The 18,221-nt window shown below is 42.6% G+C and carries 18 protein-coding genes, 1 other RNA gene and 1 pseudogene; 9 read left to right on the top strand and 11 right to left on the bottom strand.

Going from position 1 to position 18,221, the window contains the following annotated elements; all coding sequences use genetic code 11:
* Positions 1–24: 24 nt before the first annotated feature.
* The gene (locus V5M36_RS05420; protein WP_338562814.1) at positions 25–645 is read right to left on the bottom strand and encodes a UPF0149 family protein; all 621 of its coding nucleotides are present in this window, start codon (positions 643–645) and stop codon (positions 25–27) included.
* A 65-nt stretch (positions 646–710) separates the two neighbouring features.
* Between V5M36_RS05420 and V5M36_RS05415 the strand changes: the two genes are divergently transcribed.
* The 4 genes from V5M36_RS05415 (at position 711) to V5M36_RS05400 (ending at position 3,344) form a co-directional block, all read left to right on the top strand.
* Positions 711–1,265 carry a hypothetical protein gene (locus V5M36_RS05415; protein ID WP_338562812.1) on the top strand — a complete coding sequence of 185 codons (555 nt, stop codon included), beginning with the start codon at positions 711–713 and terminating at the stop codon, positions 1,263–1,265.
* Positions 1,265–1,549, top strand: a complete 285-nt coding sequence (locus V5M36_RS05410; protein ID WP_338562809.1) for a cell division protein ZapA — start codon at positions 1,265–1,267, stop codon at positions 1,547–1,549. The genes V5M36_RS05415 and V5M36_RS05410 overlap by 1 nt, the downstream gene beginning before the upstream one ends.
* A 100-nt stretch (positions 1,550–1,649) precedes the next feature.
* Positions 1,650–1,831: non-coding RNA, 6S RNA (gene ssrS, locus V5M36_RS05405), on the top strand.
* Positions 1,832–1,943: 112 nt separating this feature from the next.
* Positions 1,944–3,344, top strand: coding sequence for a tyrosine-type recombinase/integrase (locus tag V5M36_RS05400; RefSeq protein WP_253097202.1), 1,401 nt, complete (start codon positions 1,944–1,946; stop codon positions 3,342–3,344).
* A gap of 286 nt (positions 3,345–3,630) precedes the next feature.
* Here V5M36_RS05400 and V5M36_RS05395 read toward each other — a convergent pair whose 3' ends face one another.
* The 3 genes from V5M36_RS05395 to V5M36_RS05385 all read right to left on the bottom strand — a co-directional run bounded on the left by V5M36_RS05395 (position 3,631) and on the right by V5M36_RS05385 (position 6,549).
* Positions 3,631–4,548, bottom strand: coding sequence for a LysR family transcriptional regulator (locus V5M36_RS05395; protein ID WP_163120904.1), 918 nt, complete (start codon positions 4,546–4,548; stop codon positions 3,631–3,633).
* Positions 4,549–4,650: 102 nt separating this feature from the next.
* Positions 4,651–5,457 carry a sulfite exporter TauE/SafE family protein gene (locus V5M36_RS05390; protein WP_338564051.1) on the bottom strand — a complete coding sequence of 269 codons (807 nt, stop codon included), beginning with the start codon at positions 5,455–5,457 and terminating at the stop codon, positions 4,651–4,653.
* A 1-nt stretch (position 5,458) separates the two neighbouring features.
* Positions 5,459–6,549, bottom strand: a protein-coding gene (locus tag V5M36_RS05385) for an IS4-like element ISAba1 family transposase (protein ID WP_085940648.1) whose coding sequence is annotated in 2 segments (ribosomal slippage) — positions 5,459–6,009 and positions 6,009–6,549 — 1,092 coding nt in all. Because the reading frame shifts where the segments join, the coding sequence is not laid out codon by codon here.
* 89 nt (positions 6,550–6,638) lie between these two features.
* Between V5M36_RS05385 and sul2 the strand changes: the two genes are divergently transcribed.
* Positions 6,639–7,454, top strand: coding sequence for a sulfonamide-resistant dihydropteroate synthase Sul2 (sul2, locus tag V5M36_RS05380; RefSeq protein WP_001043260.1), 816 nt, complete (start codon positions 6,639–6,641; stop codon positions 7,452–7,454).
* 86 nt (positions 7,455–7,540) lie between these two features.
* Positions 7,541–7,843: a phosphoglucosamine mutase gene (locus tag V5M36_RS05375; RefSeq protein ID WP_000251875.1), complete on the top strand. Its 303-nt coding sequence runs from the start codon at positions 7,541–7,543 to the stop codon at positions 7,841–7,843.
* 175 nt (positions 7,844–8,018) lie between these two features.
* Here V5M36_RS05375 and V5M36_RS05370 read toward each other — a convergent pair.
* Positions 8,019–8,849, bottom strand: a pseudogene (locus tag V5M36_RS05370) (IS91-like element ISCR2 family transposase); the annotation flags it as partial.
* Positions 8,850–8,912: 63 nt separating this feature from the next.
* Here V5M36_RS05370 and V5M36_RS05365 point away from each other — a divergent pair.
* A complete protein-coding gene (locus V5M36_RS05365) occupies positions 8,913–9,617 on the top strand; it encodes an IS6-like element IS1006 family transposase (protein ID WP_001067784.1) in 705 nt (234 codons plus the stop codon).
* A 213-nt stretch (positions 9,618–9,830) separates the two neighbouring features.
* Here the strand turns inward: V5M36_RS05365 and V5M36_RS05360 are convergent, their stop codons facing one another.
* The gene (locus V5M36_RS05360) at positions 9,831–10,667 is read right to left on the bottom strand and encodes an aminoglycoside O-phosphotransferase APH(6)-Id (protein ID WP_000480968.1); all 837 of its coding nucleotides are present in this window, start codon (positions 10,665–10,667) and stop codon (positions 9,831–9,833) included.
* Positions 10,667–11,470 (bottom strand): aminoglycoside O-phosphotransferase APH(3'')-Ib, encoded by an 804-nt coding sequence (gene aph(3'')-Ib / locus V5M36_RS05355; RefSeq protein WP_001082319.1) that lies wholly within the window; start codon positions 11,468–11,470, stop codon positions 10,667–10,669. The genes V5M36_RS05360 and aph(3'')-Ib overlap by 1 nt, the downstream gene beginning before the upstream one ends.
* A gap of 101 nt (positions 11,471–11,571) precedes the next feature.
* Here aph(3'')-Ib and V5M36_RS05350 point away from each other — a divergent pair.
* Positions 11,572–12,662, top strand: a protein-coding gene (locus V5M36_RS05350; protein ID WP_085940648.1) for an IS4-like element ISAba1 family transposase whose coding sequence is annotated in 2 segments (ribosomal slippage) — positions 11,572–12,112 and positions 12,112–12,662 — 1,092 coding nt in all. Because the reading frame shifts where the segments join, the coding sequence is not laid out codon by codon here.
* A gap of 81 nt (positions 12,663–12,743) precedes the next feature.
* Here the strand turns inward: V5M36_RS05350 and V5M36_RS05345 are convergent.
* From V5M36_RS05345 to V5M36_RS05330, 4 genes are all read right to left on the bottom strand, one after another.
* Positions 12,744–13,238, bottom strand: a complete 495-nt coding sequence (locus V5M36_RS05345) for a flavin reductase (RefSeq protein WP_163124527.1) — start codon at positions 13,236–13,238, stop codon at positions 12,744–12,746.
* 97 nt (positions 13,239–13,335) lie between these two features.
* Positions 13,336–14,364, bottom strand: coding sequence for a methionine synthase (locus V5M36_RS05340; RefSeq protein WP_338562802.1), 1,029 nt, complete (start codon positions 14,362–14,364; stop codon positions 13,336–13,338).
* Between the two features lie 42 nt (positions 14,365–14,406).
* Positions 14,407–15,405 (bottom strand): putative oxygenase MesX, encoded by a 999-nt coding sequence (locus V5M36_RS05335; protein ID WP_005267231.1) that lies wholly within the window; start codon positions 15,403–15,405, stop codon positions 14,407–14,409.
* A 354-nt stretch (positions 15,406–15,759) separates the two neighbouring features.
* Positions 15,760–17,061 carry an MFS transporter gene (locus V5M36_RS05330; RefSeq protein ID WP_067728744.1) on the bottom strand — a complete coding sequence of 434 codons (1,302 nt, stop codon included), beginning with the start codon at positions 17,059–17,061 and terminating at the stop codon, positions 15,760–15,762.
* Between the two features lie 443 nt (positions 17,062–17,504).
* Between V5M36_RS05330 and V5M36_RS05325 the strand changes: the two genes are divergently transcribed.
* Positions 17,505–18,173, top strand: coding sequence for an epoxyqueuosine reductase QueH (locus tag V5M36_RS05325; protein ID WP_075175394.1), 669 nt, complete (start codon positions 17,505–17,507; stop codon positions 18,171–18,173).
* The last annotated feature ends 48 nt before the right edge of the window (positions 18,174–18,221 follow it).

The following is an 18,221-nucleotide window of genomic DNA, read 5'->3' as shown; positions in this document are numbered from 1 at the left end:
AACATCAAGCAAACATAATTTAAATTAACTTGGGCGGTCAGGTGTAAACATCTCTACAACTGTCGATTCGTTTGAAGCAACTTTTTTATTTTTAACATGCTGAAGTAAAGTACTGTCAGACACACTAATTTTCGGACGCCCCATTGAAAGGCTGACTGGAATTAAACGAACAAACTCGTATAACTCTTGGTAGCTTATCTCACCTTCTTCGTCATTGTCTGTGTCATCAAACTCTACAGCTGCGATATCTTGCAAATGTTGAATCAATTCCGCTTCATCTGAACGAATATGACCAGATGCTAAGCCAAAACCGAGCACCACGCCAGTACACCAGTCTGCCAAGGCTTGTACACGCTCAGAAAGTGGATGTTCATCATCTGGAAGCATCGGCAGATAATCAAGTTCATCTTCTGACAGTGCATGAAATACGTCATCTGTCTCTTCAATCAATAAATCGAGTGCTTCTGTCTCAAGCTGAGGGACAGTTAATGTCGCTAAGATTTGTAACCATTCATCATGCGTAGGTGCTTGTGTTACACAAACAATACCTGTTAGCAAACCATGTAACTCACTTGGGCTTGAAATCTCTTCAATGGAGCCAAAATTTTGACTCCAATCGTTCCAACCTGAAATATCGTCTTGCATTCGTTTATCCAATCTCTATACTTCTGTATATATTACCTTTGATTGCCAAACTACGCGACCTCGTTATGTTAGAACAATTACAGCGTCTACAGGCGCAAATCAACACACTTAAAACTCACTTGAAAGAAGTTGAGGGAAATCACGACACTTTGCTACAGCAAAAAAACAGTAGCGAAGAACAACTTCATGCTCAAATCACGTTGAAAGACAATATCATCACACAAAAGCATGATGACTTTGAAAAGTTGAATCATCAGCATACTGAGCTCAAAACGCAATTTAATAAATTGAATACAGATGCCTCCTCGCTTGCAGAGCGATATAGCCGTCTGGAAAAAAGCTGTACTGATCTTAAAAATCGTTTTCAGGAAATTTTAGCTGAACGCAATGATTTACGCCTCATCAAAGAGAAAATGCTTGCTGAGCAACTTGAAGCTAATCAAAAAATTCAAGACCTGAACAGCGAACGTGCTCGACTCATTCAAAAAAATGAGCATGCAAAAATGAAAGTTGAAGCGATTATTGAGCGTTTAGCGATATTAGGAACTGAGCAGGATCAGCATGCGCAAGAAATTCAACAATTGGCACATCCTACAGAAATAAATGAGGAAGTATCTTAATGTCAGATTTAGTGACTGTAGAATTACGTTTAATTGAGCAATCATTCCGTCTGTCTACGACACAAGAAAAGAAAGCGGATTTAGAGCGTGCTGGCGATTTATTAAATGAAAAATTTCAAGAATTTCGCCGTAAAGCACCGAACGTTGAACATAATAAACTCGTGATTATGGTGGCGTTAGAACTGATGCAAGAGGTTTTAACCATGAATAAATCCTTACAAGAATATGCGCAGTGTGAACGATTATTGGAAGTAATTTTGGAAGATGTTGAAAAAACTGTATAAAACCGCTTTTTCTTTGTGCAATTGATGCTTAAATCATCCTAATTCATCAATATAATTTTTGTTCTCATTTGCCAATTGATCTGGATTGAGTATACTTAACTTATCTCTGGGATGTTTGCCAGCGGGTCTATTCCCCTGCCGATACTAACACCTACGGATGTGTTCTGTATATTTAGAGTGTATGCCTTCCTTCGTGTAGGTAACCCAGCAAGTATGCGTCACATCCACCTTGAACTCATCGGGTTCAGGGTAACGACATGCAGCGGCATCTTCGGAGTGCTTTTAAGTGATTGTTTTATAACAACCACGAACAAAATTTCAAAAATCCCCACCAAATCAATTTTCATTTTCTAGCGCTTTGTATACTCCATGTATACCAAAGATCTAATCACTTATGCAGCTGGTGCTGTTAGGAAATGAAAAAGTGTCAAACAAAAAAGTTCTCATTACCCTATCGTTCGTTAAAAATCTGATTAAAGAATTGAACGACCCACATGTGGATGAAACACTAAAACAGTCAAAACAATATTGCTTTGATATCACGAATGGGAAACAAATCTTTTATCGAGATAACAAACTTGTTGGCTTTGCCATCAGAGCAACTCGTCATTCTCTTGTCTATACTGTGGAAAAGAAGATGCCAAATGGTTCCCCCTGTCGTGTGACTATTGGTGACCATGGTCTTTATACACCGGAAACAGCAAGGCAAAAAGCGACCGAGTATCTTCTAGAGATGTCCCAAGGCATAAACCCTAATGAAAAAAAAGAACAGCTACGTCAAAAAGCTTCTCAGGAACGTATAAACCATCAAAAAATTCCGACTGTAATAGATGCGTATAGGCACTATATCGAAGCCAAATCAGAGTTAAAGCCTAATACAGTTGCTATATATGATCGAGATATGAATCTGTACTTAAAAGATTGGCACCATTTAAAAATTACAGAGATAACTATGCAAATGGTGGTTGGTAAGCATGCTGAAATATCGCAAACCAATAAGTCTCATGCCAATATTACCCTTAAGCTATTTTCTGCAATTTATAACTACCACCGAAAAAGACTGACTAATAATAACCAACCACTTATCACAGAATTTAGTCCAGTTCAGATTCTTTATCAGAATGACCTTTTTAACAAATTAAAACCTAGAAAAAATTATATCAACAGTGAACAACAAGCAGATTGGGTATCAGCGATCGTTCAAACCCAATGGCGAGGAAATGAAAAAGCGAATGAATATGGGTATTTGAATCAAGACTTCCTTCTAACATTTGTACTCACTGGTCTTAGGCGCACTGAAGTTGAGCAACTTGCATGGGCTAATATTGACTTAAAGTACGGGACCTTAAAAATTATTAATCCCAAAAATGGAGAAGACCTACTCTTACCTTTAGGTGAAACACTACTGCATATCTTTAAACAACGAAATAAATATTCGAACGGCTCTAAGTATGTCTTCCCAGCAACGAATAATCAAAACCATATCAAAGATCGCAGGCATGTTCGTCATAAGATTACCGAAACTACAGGAATAGCATTTACCTTTCATGATTTAAGACGCACATTTACGTCTATTGCAAACCGTTGTGGTATTGGGATGTATACCGTTAAGGCTTTGATCAATCATTCTTATCAAGATGACTCAGATATTACAGCTGATTACACACAGATTGATGCGAAAGACTTAAGGGATGCTATGCAGAAAATTGAAAATCATATTCTTTCTGACGATGTGAAAAATATTATTTTCAATCGTGAATATTTAACAGACAAGTCAACTAGAATGTATAGATAGTAAACCGAACTAAAAAGTTTTGTTCTCTACACTTTAAAATATGGCGGGAGTTGAACCCGCTAAAGCTTAACTCTATCAAAATCTATCAAATATAATTGTTTGTATTTTCAATCATTTATATAATTTCATTTGATAGTTTTTGATAGGATTTAAAAAAAGTGTGGCAAAAAATGTGGCAATTATTTTTTACCCAATGTGAACCCAAATTTGATTTAGTGCATTGAATCATAAAACTATTATTGTCTAAATCCCCCCTAGGATAATGCAATGATAAAGACTCAGAGAACTAACTGTAGTAAGAGATTCTTTTCTTTGAGAATCGCTCAAGCTGCTTTAAGAAACCATCAAAGTAATCTTTGTCTTTTTCATCCGTTCTAAAACCAGCATATAAGGTACGACGTAAACCTTCTGGTGAGACACATTCGAGACGTCGGGAAGTGACCCAGCCTTTCATTTCATATTCATTCACTACCCAATCAGGTAGCGCTGCAATACCACGTCCGCTCGCCACAAGCTGAATCAGCATTTGTGTCAAGTCTGTGGTTCGAATATTTTTGGGTTGAATATTTGCAGGAATAAATAGCTTTGACATAATATCCAGACGATGTTTATCCACTGGATATGTAATCAGCGTTTCTTCCGCTAACTCTTGAACAGTAATGTGCTCTGCACGCACCAATGGATGTGTTGTCGATAATACAAGACGAGACTCATACTCAAATACCGGAAAATATTCAACACCTTTTAAAGTGATTGGATCTGCTGTAATCAGTAAGTCAAATTCCCCATTTTGCAATAACTCATGTGGATTCGCTTCAAATCCTGATGCGAAGTCTAAATCGACATCTGGATATTGGATACGATACTGATTCAATAGTGGCATGAGCCAATCGAAACAACTATGGCATTCTGATGAAAAAGTGATTCGACCAGTTTGTCCATGAATAATTCGCGTAATATCGCTTTGTGCAATTTGAACTTGAGGTAAAATCTCATCTGCTAGCTGTAGTAGTCTAAGCCCAATATTAGAAAAAGTAATGGGTCTCGTCTTACGGTTGACGACTTCAACTCCCATCCACTGATCAAGTTCACGTAGCTGATGAGATACTGCTGAAGGTGTAATACAGAGATCACTCGCTGCTGCGACTAAAGAGCCATGCTCTCTTAGAGCAAACAGCATTTTTAAATGTTTTAGTTCGATCATTTGGGGAGAAACTCAAAATCCATGTAAGGATATATTAAAATTTAGGCTTAAAAGCCCACATACAGTGGGCTTTTAAGCATTATTTGGTTTTTGCTTGTGATATTAAATTAATCCTTTCACAAGGAAGAAGCTTCCTACAATAACCAGTAAAACTGCAAAGCATTTCTTTAACATTGCTGGCGATAAAGCATGTGCTGCCTTCGCACCAAACTTAGCCGTAATGAAACTCATGATACTGATGCCTATGAAGGCATAAATATGAACATAACCGATGGTATTTGGCACATTGATTTCAGCATTCATACCAAAAATCATAAAACCTAATGCACCAGCAACTGCAATAGGGAGTCCACACGCCGCAGATGTTCCAACAGCCTTCTGCATGACTACACCATAACGATTCAGGTATGGAACCGTCAGACTTCCACCACCAATACCAAAGATTGCTGATGCAATCCCTATGACACTACCTGCGGCAACTTGTTGACCTGATGAGGGTAATGTTTTCGTTGGGTCAATTGCTTTTTTGGCACCTGTAAACATGGTATATGCAACCCAAATCAGGAATAAGCCAACAATGATTTGTAGATGTAATCCTGATATCAAACCAGCGATACCCGCCCCAAAAAAGCAACCTATCGCCATAGGTGGCGCTAGATTTTTAAAAACAGGCCAAATCACAGCACCATTTTTATGATGCGCCATCAATGAGCTAATCGAGGTCACAACAATGGTTGCCAAAGATGTGCCTAATGCGAGGTGCATAACCACATCGGGGTCATAGCCCATTTGGGTAAAGACAATAAAAAGCAGTGGCACAATAATCGTACCACCACCGACACCAAACAGCCCCGCTGCAAAACCAGCAAAAGCCCCGATAACTAAAAAGGTTCTCTGTACACGACAAATTTCACAGAACCCTTATCCTATCAGGATTCTGCTTTCTTAAAATTGCCAAAATTTCCTTAAACTCTTCTTTTTTCCCAAAACCAATTAAACGCTGAATCGCCATTTGAACATAGTCTAAACCATAGCGAAATAAACTCATTGAGAGTCGTCCATGCTTCTTTATTTTTATCGCTTTTTTTTGATTATGTTGCCATTCACCCGTTAAGTAACACCAACAGAAGCTTATAGCTAACACCGCAATCAATTTTTTCACTCGTCTAGGGTCTGTCAAGCGCGTATTTTCAAGATTAAACCCGCGTCCTTTGAGACAACTGAATAAGGTTTCAATTTCCCAGCGTAATGCATAATCCTGAATAGCATTGGCATTAAACTGAGGAGAAACGACGAGTAAAAGCTCTCCATTTTCTAACTGTAGTGCACTTATATATAGTTTCACCCGACCAACCAAAATCCGTCGTTTACGACATTCAATTTGACCAACTTTAAGATGGCGAAATAAATCACTAATTTTATGATTCTTTCCTAAATGATTGGTGACAATGAAGTTTTTTTAACACGAATGCAGAAGTTGATGTCTTGTTCAATTAACCATGTAAACCACTGCTCACCGATAAACTCTCTGTCTGCGAACACATTCACAATACGGTCTTTACCAAAAATGGCTATAAAGCGTTGAATCAAAGCAATACGCTCTTTCGTATCTGAATTTCCACGTTTATTAAGCAATGTCCAAAGGATAGGTATCGCTATTCCACGATAAACGATTGCGAGCATCAGGATATTAATATTTCGTTTTCCCCATTTCCAATTGGTTCTATCTAAAGTCAGTTGCACTTGGTCGAATGAAAACATATTGAAAATCAACTGAGAAATTTGACGATAATCAAAATACTGACCTGCAAAGAAGCGCTGCATACGTCGATAAAATGATTGTGGTAAACACTTGATGGGCAAGGCTTTAGATGCAGAAGAAAGATTACATGTTTGCTTTAAAATAATCACAAGCATGATGAGCGCAAAGCACTTTAAATGTGACTTGTTCCATTTTAGAGATTTGTTTAAGATAAGATATAACTCATTGAGATGTGTCATAGTATTCGTCGTTAGAAAACAATTATTGTGACATTATTTCAATGAGTTATCTATTTTTGTCGTGTACAGAGATTATTATAGAAGCCCCCATGAATAAATCGCTCATCATTTTCGGCATCGTCAACATAACCTCGGACAGTTTCTCCGATGGAGGCCGGTATCTGGCGCCAGACGCAGCCATTGCGCAGGCGCGTAAGCTGATGGCCGAGGGGGCAGATGTGATCGACCTCGGTCCGGCATCCAGCAATCCCGACGCCGCGCCTGTTTCGTCCGACACAGAAATCGCGCGTATCGCGCCGGTGCTGGACGCGCTCAAGGCAGATGGCATTCCCGTCTCGCTCGACAGTTATCAACCCGCGACGCAAGCCTATGCCTTGTCGCGTGGTGTGGCCTATCTCAATGATATTCGCGGTTTTCCAGACGCTGCGTTCTATCCGCAATTGGCGAAATCATCTGCCAAACTCGTCGTTATGCATTCGGTGCAAGACGGGCAGGCAGATCGGCGCGAGGCACCCGCTGGCGACATCATGGATCACATTGCGGCGTTCTTTGACGCGCGCATCGCGGCGCTGACGGGTGCCGGTATCAAACGCAACCGCCTTGTCCTTGATCCCGGCATGGGGTTTTTTCTGGGGGCTGCTCCCGAAACCTCGCTCTCGGTGCTGGCGCGGTTCGATGAATTGCGGCTGCGCTTCGATTTGCCGGTGCTTCTGTCTGTTTCGCGCAAATCCTTTCTGCGCGCGCTCACAGGCCGTGGTCCGGGGGATGTCGGGGCCGCGACACTCGCTGCAGAGCTTGCCGCCGCCGCAGGTGGAGCTGACTTCATCCGCACACACGAGCCGCGCCCCTTGCGCGACGGGCTGGCGGTATTGGCGGCGCTGAAAGAAACCGCAAGAATTCGTTAACTGCACATTCGGGATATTTCTCTATATTCGCGGTTCAGCAGGCATGTCCCCTTTGAGGGCGACCCGACGACAGGATAATCGACCTTATGGTGCGCAAATATTTCGGCACAGACGGTATTCGTGGCAAAGCCAACGAAGGCGCGATGACGGCGGAAACCGCCTTGCGCGTCGGCATGGCGGCTGGCCGTGTCTTTCGTCGCGGTGACCACCGCCATCGTGTCGTGATCGGCAAGGATACGCGCCTGTCGGGCTATATGCTTGAACCCGCGCTCACAGCCGGTTTCACCTCGATGGGCATGGACGTATTCCTTTTTGGCCCGCTGCCGACAACGTATAGGAAGAATAAACGCCCTTTTCACCCAAGTCCAACAGCTTTGGACCGCAGTTGACTCTTTCGACACCCCTGCGATGCAACCCAATCCGGCTGACGGGGAGCCAGCAACGCTGAAAATTTACCCTCCTCTTTCCCACTAGCGGCTCCTTTTCCGACAACCAGCACGGCGGATCCCTGCCGCGGCGCTGTGAACGCAGCATTTTGATTGGTATCGTTGGCCTTCAGGCTCGTCAGTCAAACAGACCCAGGAGCAGCTCAGCCGGTGGCGCCCGGCTTTCGGGTAACGCCCTGGTCCCGCTGGTTTCGGCTTTGTGCTTCAGGTGATCAAGGATCTGCTTGATCACTATAGGGTCTTCAATGCAGGCGATGACTTTCATGGCGCCGCCGCAGCCGCTGCAGGTCTCGATGTCGATATTGAAAACACGCTTGAGCCGTTGCGCCCATGTCATCGACGCTCGCCGTTGTGCTGGTGTTGCCGGTTCATCAGCCACCCTGACCTTGTTGCCCCTGCCCCGTTTTGCCGGCGTGACCAACGCCCGGTGCCGACTGTTGGGTGCGAACACCCCGTGGAAGCGGGTTAGGTTGACTCTGGGCTTCGGTACCAGGGCGGCCAGCCTTGCAATGAAATCCAATGGTTCGAAAATGACGTGCGTGGTGCCGTCCCGGTACGGCGTCTTGAGCTGGTAGCGCACGTTGCCGCCTCGTGTTAACGACAGCCGCTTCTCGGATACCGCCGGGCGGCTGATGTACCGGCACAGCCGTTCGAGCTTCTTGCGTTCATCGGCCCTGGCCGCCACGCCGGCGTGCAGGCTGGACCCGGCTACCTTGCCAATCCCGTCACCGAACGGATCACCACTGGTCGGCAGAGTTTGCAAAGTGAACACCTTTCGCCCCGCCTGTGAACCGACAGCGATACGGTAAGTGATCGAGTGCCCCAGCAGGGGTGTCATCGGGTCGTCATCCACCGCATCCGAGGCCAGATAGCTGTTTTCGACATCCCGTTCCAGCAGGCCTTGCCGTTCCAGATAGCGACCCACCCGGTGGGCGATGGTGTGCGTCAGCGGCACTGTTGCAAATAACCACGAATGGTAAGCTGAAGACTGTTTTAGCTAAAGGTGCAGCATATGAATCCTTTCCATGGTCGGCATTTTCAGGGCGAAATCATTCTTTGGGCTGTGCGCTGGTATTGTAAATATGGCATTAGCTATCGTGAACTGCAGGAAATGCTGGCCGAACGGGGTGTGAATGTTGATCACACGACTATTTACCGTTGGGTTCAACGTTATGCTCCTGAAATAGAAAAACGTTTACGCTGGTATTGGCGTAATCCTACAGATCTGAGCTCGTGGCATATTGATGAAACCTATGTAAAAGTGAATGGACGATGGTCTTATCTGTATCGTGCAGTCGATCAACGTGGCGATACCATTGATTTTTATCTTTCTTCTAGACGTAATACCAAATCAGCATATTGTTTTCTTGGAAAAATTTTAAATAATGTGAAGAAGTGGCAAATTCCACAAGTGATCAACACGGATAAAGCACCCACATATGGACGTGCTTTATCACGGTTAAAACGGGAAGGTAAATGTCCACCAGACCTTGAGCACAGGCAGATTAAGTATAAAAATAACGTGATTGAATGTGATCATGGCAAGCTAAAGCGGATCATCAGGGCCACATTAGGATTCAAATCTATGAAGACGGCTTATGCCACAATTAAAGGTATTGAAGTCATGCGTGCACTACGTAAAGGACAAGCATCGTCATTTTATTATGGTCAGCCTCAGGGTGAAGTGTGTCTAATCAACAGGGTTTTCGGTCTCTAAGTACTTTTTAAAGGGAACATCATCGACTCAAATCTCTATTTGCAACAGTGCCAAAAAAACCAACTTCAAGTTGGTTTTTCTTTTTTAATCATCAGTGGCGACCTTAAGGGGTCGTTTGCGGGAGAGGGCGAAATCCTACGCTAAGGCTTTGGCCAACGATATTCTCCGGTAAGATTGATGTGTTCCCAGGGGATAGGAGAAGTCGCTTGATATCTAGTATGACGTCTGTCGCACCTGCTTGATCGCGGCCGCGATAGCTAGATCGCGTTGCTCCTCTTCTCCATCCGCGTTCCAAGCTGCGGAAAGGCACCCATAAGCGTACGCCTGGTCGAGCAGGCGACGCGGATCGACGTCCAGCGCACGAGAGAATGCGTCCGCCATCTGTGCAATGCGTCTAGGATCGAGACAAAGGTCGTCTCTGTCAGCCGGATCGTAGAACATATTGGCGGCGCCAAAGCCCACTTCACCGACCAGACCGACGGGATCTATCACCAGCCAGCCGCGACTGGAGAACATGATGTTTTCATGATGCAGATCGCCATGTAGCCCACGCAGTTCCGAGGCATTGCTCATCATTTGATCGGCTATAATCGCCGCGTGGACGTAGTCAGTTTGACAACCTGCGTTTTGATCATCGCGCGCCCGCTGAAACAAAGCTGCAAAGCGATCCCGGATCGGGAGAAGGGCAGAAGGCAGGGGTTCCTCAGATGCGGCATACAGCTTCGCCATTAGTTCCGCTGCAATTTCGGTCGCCTGGTAGTCGCCGTGCTCGGCAACGATGTGAGAGAGCATTCGCTCCCCGGCATATTCGAGCAACATCAGATTGTTCTCACGACCGAGCAACCGGACTGCTCCCCTCCCATTGCGCCATACCAGATAGTCGGCCCCGCGCAGTTCATCAGCAATGTCTTCTATAGGTTTCAATCCCTTGACGATTGCAGGAGTCCCGTCTGGCAATGAAACTTTCCAAACGAGGCTGGAAAAGGTGTCCGCAATGAGAACAGGTTGCGAAACGTGCCAATGAGCAGGAAAAACAGGCGGCATGAACATCAACCCCAAGTCAGAGGGTCCAATCGCAGATAGAAGGCAAGGCGTTCGCGGTCGGGGGCTTCGATCCCCAATACATTGAATAGGACAGCGAAGGCGCGCTCTGCTTCATCTGGCGCTGCCCAGTTCTCTTCGGCGTTAGCAATCATGAGTGCCAAATCGGCATAGCGATCTGCTGTTCCGAGCCGCCCAAGGTCGATCAGACCCGTGCATTGAAGAGTTTTAGGGTCCACCATGAAGTTCGGCATGCAGGGATCACCATGGCAAACAACCATATCGGTGCGCTCTTGGTCGAGCCGCACCGGTAGCTCTCGTTCGACACGAGCCAAAAGATCGAGCTGCGGCGTACTCTTGTCCTCGTCCGGTAAGAAGTCGGGATTGACGGCATTGCGGGACACCACATCAACGGCGCGTCCGAACATTCGCGACAGCCTGCGCTCAAACGGACATTGATCAACCGATAGGCTGTGAACAGCGCCAAGTTGCTGCCCCATTGACGGCCACGCTTTGAGCAAATCCGCTCCAGACAGATCAGCCGCCGGTACTCCCGGAATTGCCGTTATCACCAAGCATGCACCCTCCTGTTCCTCCTGCCAGTTGATCACCTCGGGGCAAGCCACACCTCGACCTTTGAGCCAAATGAGGCGGTCACGCTCTCCAGCGAGCTCACCGCGGCGGGAAGCAGGTGCGATTTTCGCGAAGGCATGCCCGTCACCACGTCGAAAAACAAAATCACCAGATTCTCCGCCTCTGACAGGCAACCAGTCAGAATGCGATTCACCAAAAAAAATATTAGTTCGATTCAATGGAGGTTCCTTCAGTTTTCTGATGAAGCGCTCTGTACACGACAAAAATAGATAACTCATTGAAATAATGTCACAATAATTGTTTTCTAACGACGAATACTATGACACATCTCAATGAGTTATATCTTATCTTAAACAAATCTCTAAAATGGAACAAGTCACATTTAAAGTGCTTTGCGCTCATCATGCTTGTGATTATTTTAAAGCAAACATGTAATCTTTCTTCTGCATCTAAAGCCTTGCCCATCAAGTGTTTACCACAATCATTTTATCGACGTATGCAGCGCTTCTTTGCAGGTCAGTATTTTGATTATCGTCAAATTTCTCAGTTGATTTTCAATATGTTTTCATTCGACCAAGTGCAACTGACTTTAGATAGAACCAATTGGAAATGGGGAAAACGAAATATTAATATCCTGATGCTCGCAATCGTTTATCGTGGAATAGCGATACCTATCCTTTGGACATTGCTTAATAAACGTGGAAATTCAGATACGAAAGAGCGTATTGCTTTGATTCAACGCTTTATAGCCATTTTTGGTAAAGACCGTATTGTGAATGTGTTCGCAGACAGAGAGTTTATCGGTGAGCAGTGGTTTACATGGTTAATTGAACAAGACATCAACTTCTGCATTCGTGTTAAAAAAACTTCATTGTCACCAATCATTTAGGAAAGAATCATAAAATTAGTGATTTATTTCGCCATCTTAAAGTTGGTCAAATTGAATGTCGTAAACGACGGATTTTGGTTGGTCGGGTGAAACTATATATAAGTGCACTACAGTTAGAAAATGGAGAGCTTTTACTCGTCGTTTCTCCTCAGTTTAATGCCAATGCTATTCAGGATTATGCATTACGCTGGGAAATTGAAACCTTATTCAGTTGTCTCAAAGGACGCGGGTTTAATCTTGAAAATACGCGCTTGACAGACCCTAGACGAGTGAAAAAATTGATTGCGGTGTTAGCTATAAGCTTCTGTTGGTGTTACTTAACGGGTGAATGGCAACATAATCAAAAAAAAGCGATAAAAATAAAGAAGCATGGACGACTCTCAATGAGTTTATTTCGCTATGGTTTAGACTATGTTCAAATGGCGATTCAGCGTTTAATTGGTTTTGGGAAAAAAGAAGAGTTTAAGGAAATTTTGGCAATTTTAAGAAAGCAGAATCCTGATAGGATAAGGGTTCTGTGAAATTTGTCGTGTACAGAGAAAAAGGTTATAAGTTCCACAATAGACTAACTTTTAAAAAAATGAAGGAATTAAGGTATTGAGTTAAGCGTGTTCCAATTGACCCGCTTGATGGTAAGCACGGTTAAAATACACCAAGCTTTCCTCTTGATCACTTTGTCGAACTTTAAGAACACGGCACATGAAAATACTGTGTGTACCGACTTGTTGAATATTCTCAATCTGACAATCAAAACTGACTAAGGCATCTTCTAAAATCGGCGAGCCTGTTTCCAACGTACCCCATTCACCGAGTTTGAAACGATCTACTGAGCTGAACTTACTTGAAGCAAAAGCATTCGAAATTTGTTCATGCTGCGTGCTTAGTACGTTTACTGCCAAGACTTGATTCTCAACAAAATGTACATGAGAGCGAGAGGATTGATTCATACAGACTAATAATGTTGGCGGAGTATCCGTCACGCTACATACGGCAGATGCAGTAAAGCCATGCATCCCTGCCTCACCTGAGGTTGTAATCACATTCACCGCAGTCGTAAGTAAAGACATTGCATTTCTAAAGTCTGTTGCTTCAATCATCTCTTTCATCTCAAATATACATATCACGTACTCATACATAAGACAGAGCAAATGATCTTACGACTATTTGCTCTGCTTAACACAAGACTACGTTTGATTAAGCTTCTAACTCTTTACGAACAATGGCAGCTCCAGCACTTAAAGCCTCAAGCTTGCCACGTGCAACTTGACGAGATAGCGGTGTCATACCACAGTTGGTTGAAGGATACAGTTTATCTGCATCCACAAATTGCAATGCTTTACGTAAGGTATTTGCGACTTCTTCTGCAGTTTCAACTTGATTGGTTGCTACATCAATTGCACCAACCATGACTTTTTTGCCACGAATCAGTTCAATTAAATCCATCGGTACACGTGAGTTTTGGCACTCTAACGAAATGATATCTAGCTTTGACTTTTGTAATTTAGGGAAGGACTCTTCATACTGACGCCATTCATTACCCAATGTTTGTTTCCAATCCGTATTTGCCTTGATGCCGTAGCCATAGCAAATATGCACAGCGGTTTCACATTTGAGTCCTTCAAGCGCACGCTCTAAGGTCGGAATACCCCAATCATTTACTTCATCAAAGAACACATTAAATGCAGGCTCATCAAACTGAATAATGTCGACACCTGCCGCTTCGAGCTCTAAAGCTTCTTGATTCAGAATTTTGGCAAATTCCCAAGCCAATTTTTCACGGCTCTTGTAGTGACCGTCAAAAAGTGTATCAATCATGGTCATCGGACCAGGCAACGCCCATTTAATCGGTTGATTGGTTTGGCTACGTAAGAATTTAGCATCGTCTACAAATACAGCTTTTTTACGTGATACTTCACCGACCACTGAAGGTACGCTTGCTTCATAACGGTTACGAATACGCATGGTTTCACGCTTTTCGAAATCCACACCTTCAAGATGTTCAATGAACGTGGTTACGAAGTGCTGACGGGTTTGTTCACCGTCACTTACGATATCAATACCAGCAGTGACTTGCTCATGTAATGATAATTTTAACGCATCACGTTTAGCTTCAAGAAGTTCTTCGCCTTCAAGTTTCCATGCTGACCATAATTTTTCAGGTTCAGCGAGCCATGACGGTTTCGGTAAGCTGCCTGCTGTTGATGTTGGTAATAAAATAGCCATGTCTAATCTTCTTTCTTTAAATTCGTCTATCAATGCAATGGATTAAGCCGCTTGGTCTTGCTGAGCATTTTCAATTTTAAAATTCGCAGCCCACTCGTCCAAAATGTCTTTATACGGTTTGATGAAGTTTTCTTCTGTCCACTTACCTTGTTTCACCGCCAATTCACCACGTTCAACACGGTCATAAACAATACGTGTCAGTGAGTAATCGCCATAGCTCAAGCTTGGTTGATATTCCACACCTGCCGGAGAGTTGGTATTGTAAATTTCAGGACGGTAGATTTTTTGGAAGCTTTCCATAGTCGCAATCGCACTGATCAATTCAAAATCAGTGTAGTCACGAAGTAGATCGCCTGCACAGTAGAAAGCTAATGGTGCATTCGCGCCTTGAGGCTTAAAGTAACGAACGCTTAAGCCCATTTTGGCAAAGTAGGCATCAGTACGTGAGTAATCATCATTGGTGTATTCGACACCGAGTACTGGATGCACGTTAGCTGTTTGGTAATAAGTTTTTGTTGTAGAAACACTTAAACAAATAACAGGATTGTTTCTAAATTCTGTTTTAAATACTTCAGAGTTCACTAGATGTAAATATAACTTGCCATGCAAGTCTCCAAAATCTTCAGGCATCTCATTAAACTTACAGCCTAATGCAGGAAGCACAACACTAAAGTCATAATCACGAACATAAGAAGAAAAACTGTTTCCGATCATGCCTTCAATGCGCTGATTGGTTTTATGATCAATGATGGTGCTTTTTAGTGTTTCAATAAATGGGAAGGTTTGACCGTTGCCCTCAATATCAATCTCTGCAGAAATAATATCGATCTCAAGTGAATAGCGATCGCCTTTTGGATTGTCGACTGTAGCCAAACTATTAAAACGATTGTTGATCATCGCAAGTGTACGACGCAGGTTTTCTTGGCGGCTTTCACCACGTGCCAAATTGGCAAAATTAGTGGTCTGACGTGTATTGCTTGCTGGCTCATAATTCTCATCAAAACGAATGCGCTTAATTGAACATTGGAATGCTGTGCTCATGGAGATTGCCACCTAAAAATTTTATAAAAAATCTAAATTTCTGAATGGCTTTATTTAAACGTGAATCATAAAATGAGTAAAACGATATAAATTCAGGATGAGATGAGTAAATCTCATGTTGGTGTTTTTTTAACATGCAATGGATGAGATCGCCTCATCAAATATCCATATTGAAAGATCAAGTGTTGGACACGTATTAAATAGAAATCGAATGCATCTGTATATCGATACAATGATGAACATTTAATGATGAGAAAACGAGTTGGGATAAGGTGTATCTGAGTTGTGGGCTTATTCATTTTAAAATATACGATTGAATAAGCCCGAAATTGAGCATCATGTGCAATAAAACAATCAGCTCATAATGTTTTCATTTTTTGTTTCACGAATACACATGAAAGCACATAGAGAAACACCTGCCGCGATAGATAAATAATATCCCACAGCATGCAAACCATAATTTTGAGCCAATTGAGTTGCAATCAAAGGGGCAAATGATGCGCCTAAAATACTACCAAAATTATAAGACAAGGCTGTTCCTGTATATCGAACTGAAACAGGGAAAATTTCAGACAAAATGGTCCCAAGTGGTCCATAAGTTAAGCCCATAATACTTAAACCAAGGCACAGGAACACCAATACTGATAATACGTTATCAGCAACAAAAAATGTTGAGAAGAACAATCCAAAGATCATGGTCAGAATACAAATGGCAATGGATGTTATTTTTCTACCAAACTTCTCAGCGGATAATGCAGAGATAGGAATACACAGACCAAAACACACTGTTGCAATCAGTTGGATTTTTAAAAAAGTATCTCGACTATACCCTAATGCGGTTGTCCCCCAATTCAATGCAAATATCGTCATCAAATAAAATACAACCAAGGTACATACTGTCGCCAACATACCCAATACCACTTTTCCAATATGTTTGGTGAGCACATCCTTCAAAGGTACTTTAACTGCTGATTGCTTGTTTAAAACATTTTGAAAAGCTGGAGATTCGTGTAGTTTTAATCGAATATATAAGCCAACGAATACTAGCAATGCACTTGCAATAAACGGAATTCGCCAGCCCCATTGCATAAAGGCTTCATCTGATAAAAATGCACCTAATAATAAAAATGAGCTTGCCGCAAGAATAAAACCAATTGGAGAACCGAGCTGTGGGAACATGCCATACCATGCACGTTTACCCTTTGGTGCATTTTCTGTGGCGAATAATACCGCACCACTCCACTCGCCACTCAAACCAAGCCCTTGCCCTAAACGACACAATGCTAACAAGATGGGTGCAGCCACACCAATTTGTGCATGGGTCGGTAATAGTCCGATGCAAACTGTAGAAATCCCCATTAATAGCAATGCAGAAACGAGTGTGGCTTTACGGCCAATTCGATCACCAAGATGTCCAAAAATAATAGCGCCAATTGGACGTGCGATAAATGCAATTGAAAAAGTGGCTAAAGATTGCAGTAATGCGGCACTACCACTACTTTCAGGGAAAAATAAATGCGGGAAAACCAGTACAGCAGCCGTGGCATAAATATAAAAGTCGAAAAATTCAATTGTTGTACCTACCAGACTCGCAAATAAAACACGTGTTTTAGAATTTGGATTGACCGTGGAGGTGTTGTGTTCTACATATTCCATGAAAGACCATCATCATTCGATAAAAAATCAAAAGATATAAATAAGTCGGCTCTCATTTATATTTGTACAAAAAAAATGATGACGGCTTAGATATACACTGAACAAAATATGTTTAGAACCCGATTCAATTTTTTTATGACTTTTAGCGAAATTTAAGTATTCAAATTAATGAGCTATTTTTAGCTTTTCCAAAGAAAAAATAGCTCAGCCTTCAATTTTAAAATTTGGCTTCATTCAATTGATTTGTTTAAGCTCTAATCATATTTCACCAGTGCAATTTATACCCACACCAATACATGAGTAAAACGATATTTCCTCACCAAAAGATGAATTTAATTCACAACTTACATCCTGAAGATCACTCATTTAAACATGAGCAAAAATCACCTTAACCATGAGATTAGATTGTTAAGATGTAGGGTTTAGATTTAAGCCCTATTTCCATGTCAAATAAACTTGAACGTCAAAAACTGACTCTCCCAGAAGGTCATGACAAACTCCTGCTTCACTCCTGCTGTGCGCCGTGCTCAGGTGAAGTGATGGAAACCTTGATTGAATCAGGTATCGACTTTTCAATCTTTTTCTATAACCCTAACATTCACCCGATAAAAGAATATGAAATTCGTAAGGAAGAAAATATTCGCTTTGCCGAAAAACATAATATCCCTTTTATCGACTGTGATTACGATACTGACAATTGGTTTGCACGTGCCAAAGGTATGGAAAATGAACCTGAGAAAGGCATCCGTTGTACCATGTGCTTTGATATGCGTTTTGAGCGTACAGCTTTATATGCAGCCGAAAATGGCTTCAGTCTAATAAGTAGCTCGCTTGGTATTTCCCGTTGGAAGAACATGCAGCAGATTAATGACTGTGGTCATCGTTCTGCTTCACATTACCCAGGCATTACCTATTGGGATTACAACTGGCGTAAAAATGGTGGTGCTGTTCGTATGCTCGAAATCAGCAAGAAGGAAGAGTTCTACCAACAAGAATATTGTGGCTGTGTCTATTCCTTGCGCGACACCAACCGTTGGCGTATGAGCCAAGGTCGTGAACGGATTAAATTAGGTGTGAAATTCTATTCGAATGCCATGGATGACGAGACTTAATACGCTAAAATAGCCAATCTATTTGGGTATCTCATCTTTGTAATTCAA

Origin of the sequence: Acinetobacter sp. KS-LM10, assembly GCF_036896575.1 — a bacterium.
GTDB classification, from domain to species: domain Bacteria; phylum Pseudomonadota; class Gammaproteobacteria; order Pseudomonadales; family Moraxellaceae; genus Acinetobacter; species Acinetobacter avistercoris.
Note: the sequence above shows the minus strand (reverse complement) of the source record. Positions and strands in the feature narration are given on the sequence as shown.

Excerpts from the sequence above, each read along its gene's own strand:
- V5M36_RS05420 (WP_338562814.1), bottom strand. The coding sequence starts at position 645 with ATGCAAGACGATATTTCAGGTTGGAACGATTGGAGTCAAAATTTTGGC.
- V5M36_RS05415 (WP_338562812.1), top strand. The coding sequence starts at position 711 with ATGTTAGAACAATTACAGCGTCTACAGGCGCAAATCAACACACTTAAA.
- V5M36_RS05410 (WP_338562809.1), top strand. The coding sequence starts at position 1,265 with ATGTCAGATTTAGTGACTGTAGAATTACGTTTAATTGAGCAATCATTC.
- V5M36_RS05400 (WP_253097202.1), top strand. The coding sequence starts at position 1,944 with ATGCAGCTGGTGCTGTTAGGAAATGAAAAAGTGTCAAACAAAAAAGTT.
- V5M36_RS05395 (WP_163120904.1), bottom strand. The coding sequence starts at position 4,548 with ATGATCGAACTAAAACATTTAAAAATGCTGTTTGCTCTAAGAGAGCAT.
- sul2 (WP_001043260.1), top strand. The coding sequence starts at position 6,639 with ATGAATAAATCGCTCATCATTTTCGGCATCGTCAACATAACCTCGGAC.
- V5M36_RS05375 (WP_000251875.1), top strand. The coding sequence starts at position 7,541 with ATGGTGCGCAAATATTTCGGCACAGACGGTATTCGTGGCAAAGCCAAC.
- V5M36_RS05365 (WP_001067784.1), top strand. The coding sequence starts at position 8,913 with ATGAATCCTTTCCATGGTCGGCATTTTCAGGGCGAAATCATTCTTTGG.
- V5M36_RS05360 (WP_000480968.1), bottom strand. The coding sequence starts at position 10,667 with ATGTTCATGCCGCCTGTTTTTCCTGCTCATTGGCACGTTTCGCAACCT.
- V5M36_RS05345 (WP_163124527.1), bottom strand. The coding sequence starts at position 13,238 with ATGATTGAAGCAACAGACTTTAGAAATGCAATGTCTTTACTTACGACT.
- V5M36_RS05340 (WP_338562802.1), bottom strand. The coding sequence starts at position 14,364 with ATGGCTATTTTATTACCAACATCAACAGCAGGCAGCTTACCGAAACCG.
- V5M36_RS05335 (WP_005267231.1), bottom strand. The coding sequence starts at position 15,405 with ATGAGCACAGCATTCCAATGTTCAATTAAGCGCATTCGTTTTGATGAG.
- V5M36_RS05330 (WP_067728744.1), bottom strand. The coding sequence starts at position 17,061 with ATGGAATATGTAGAACACAACACCTCCACGGTCAATCCAAATTCTAAA.
- V5M36_RS05325 (WP_075175394.1), top strand. The coding sequence starts at position 17,505 with ATGTCAAATAAACTTGAACGTCAAAAACTGACTCTCCCAGAAGGTCAT.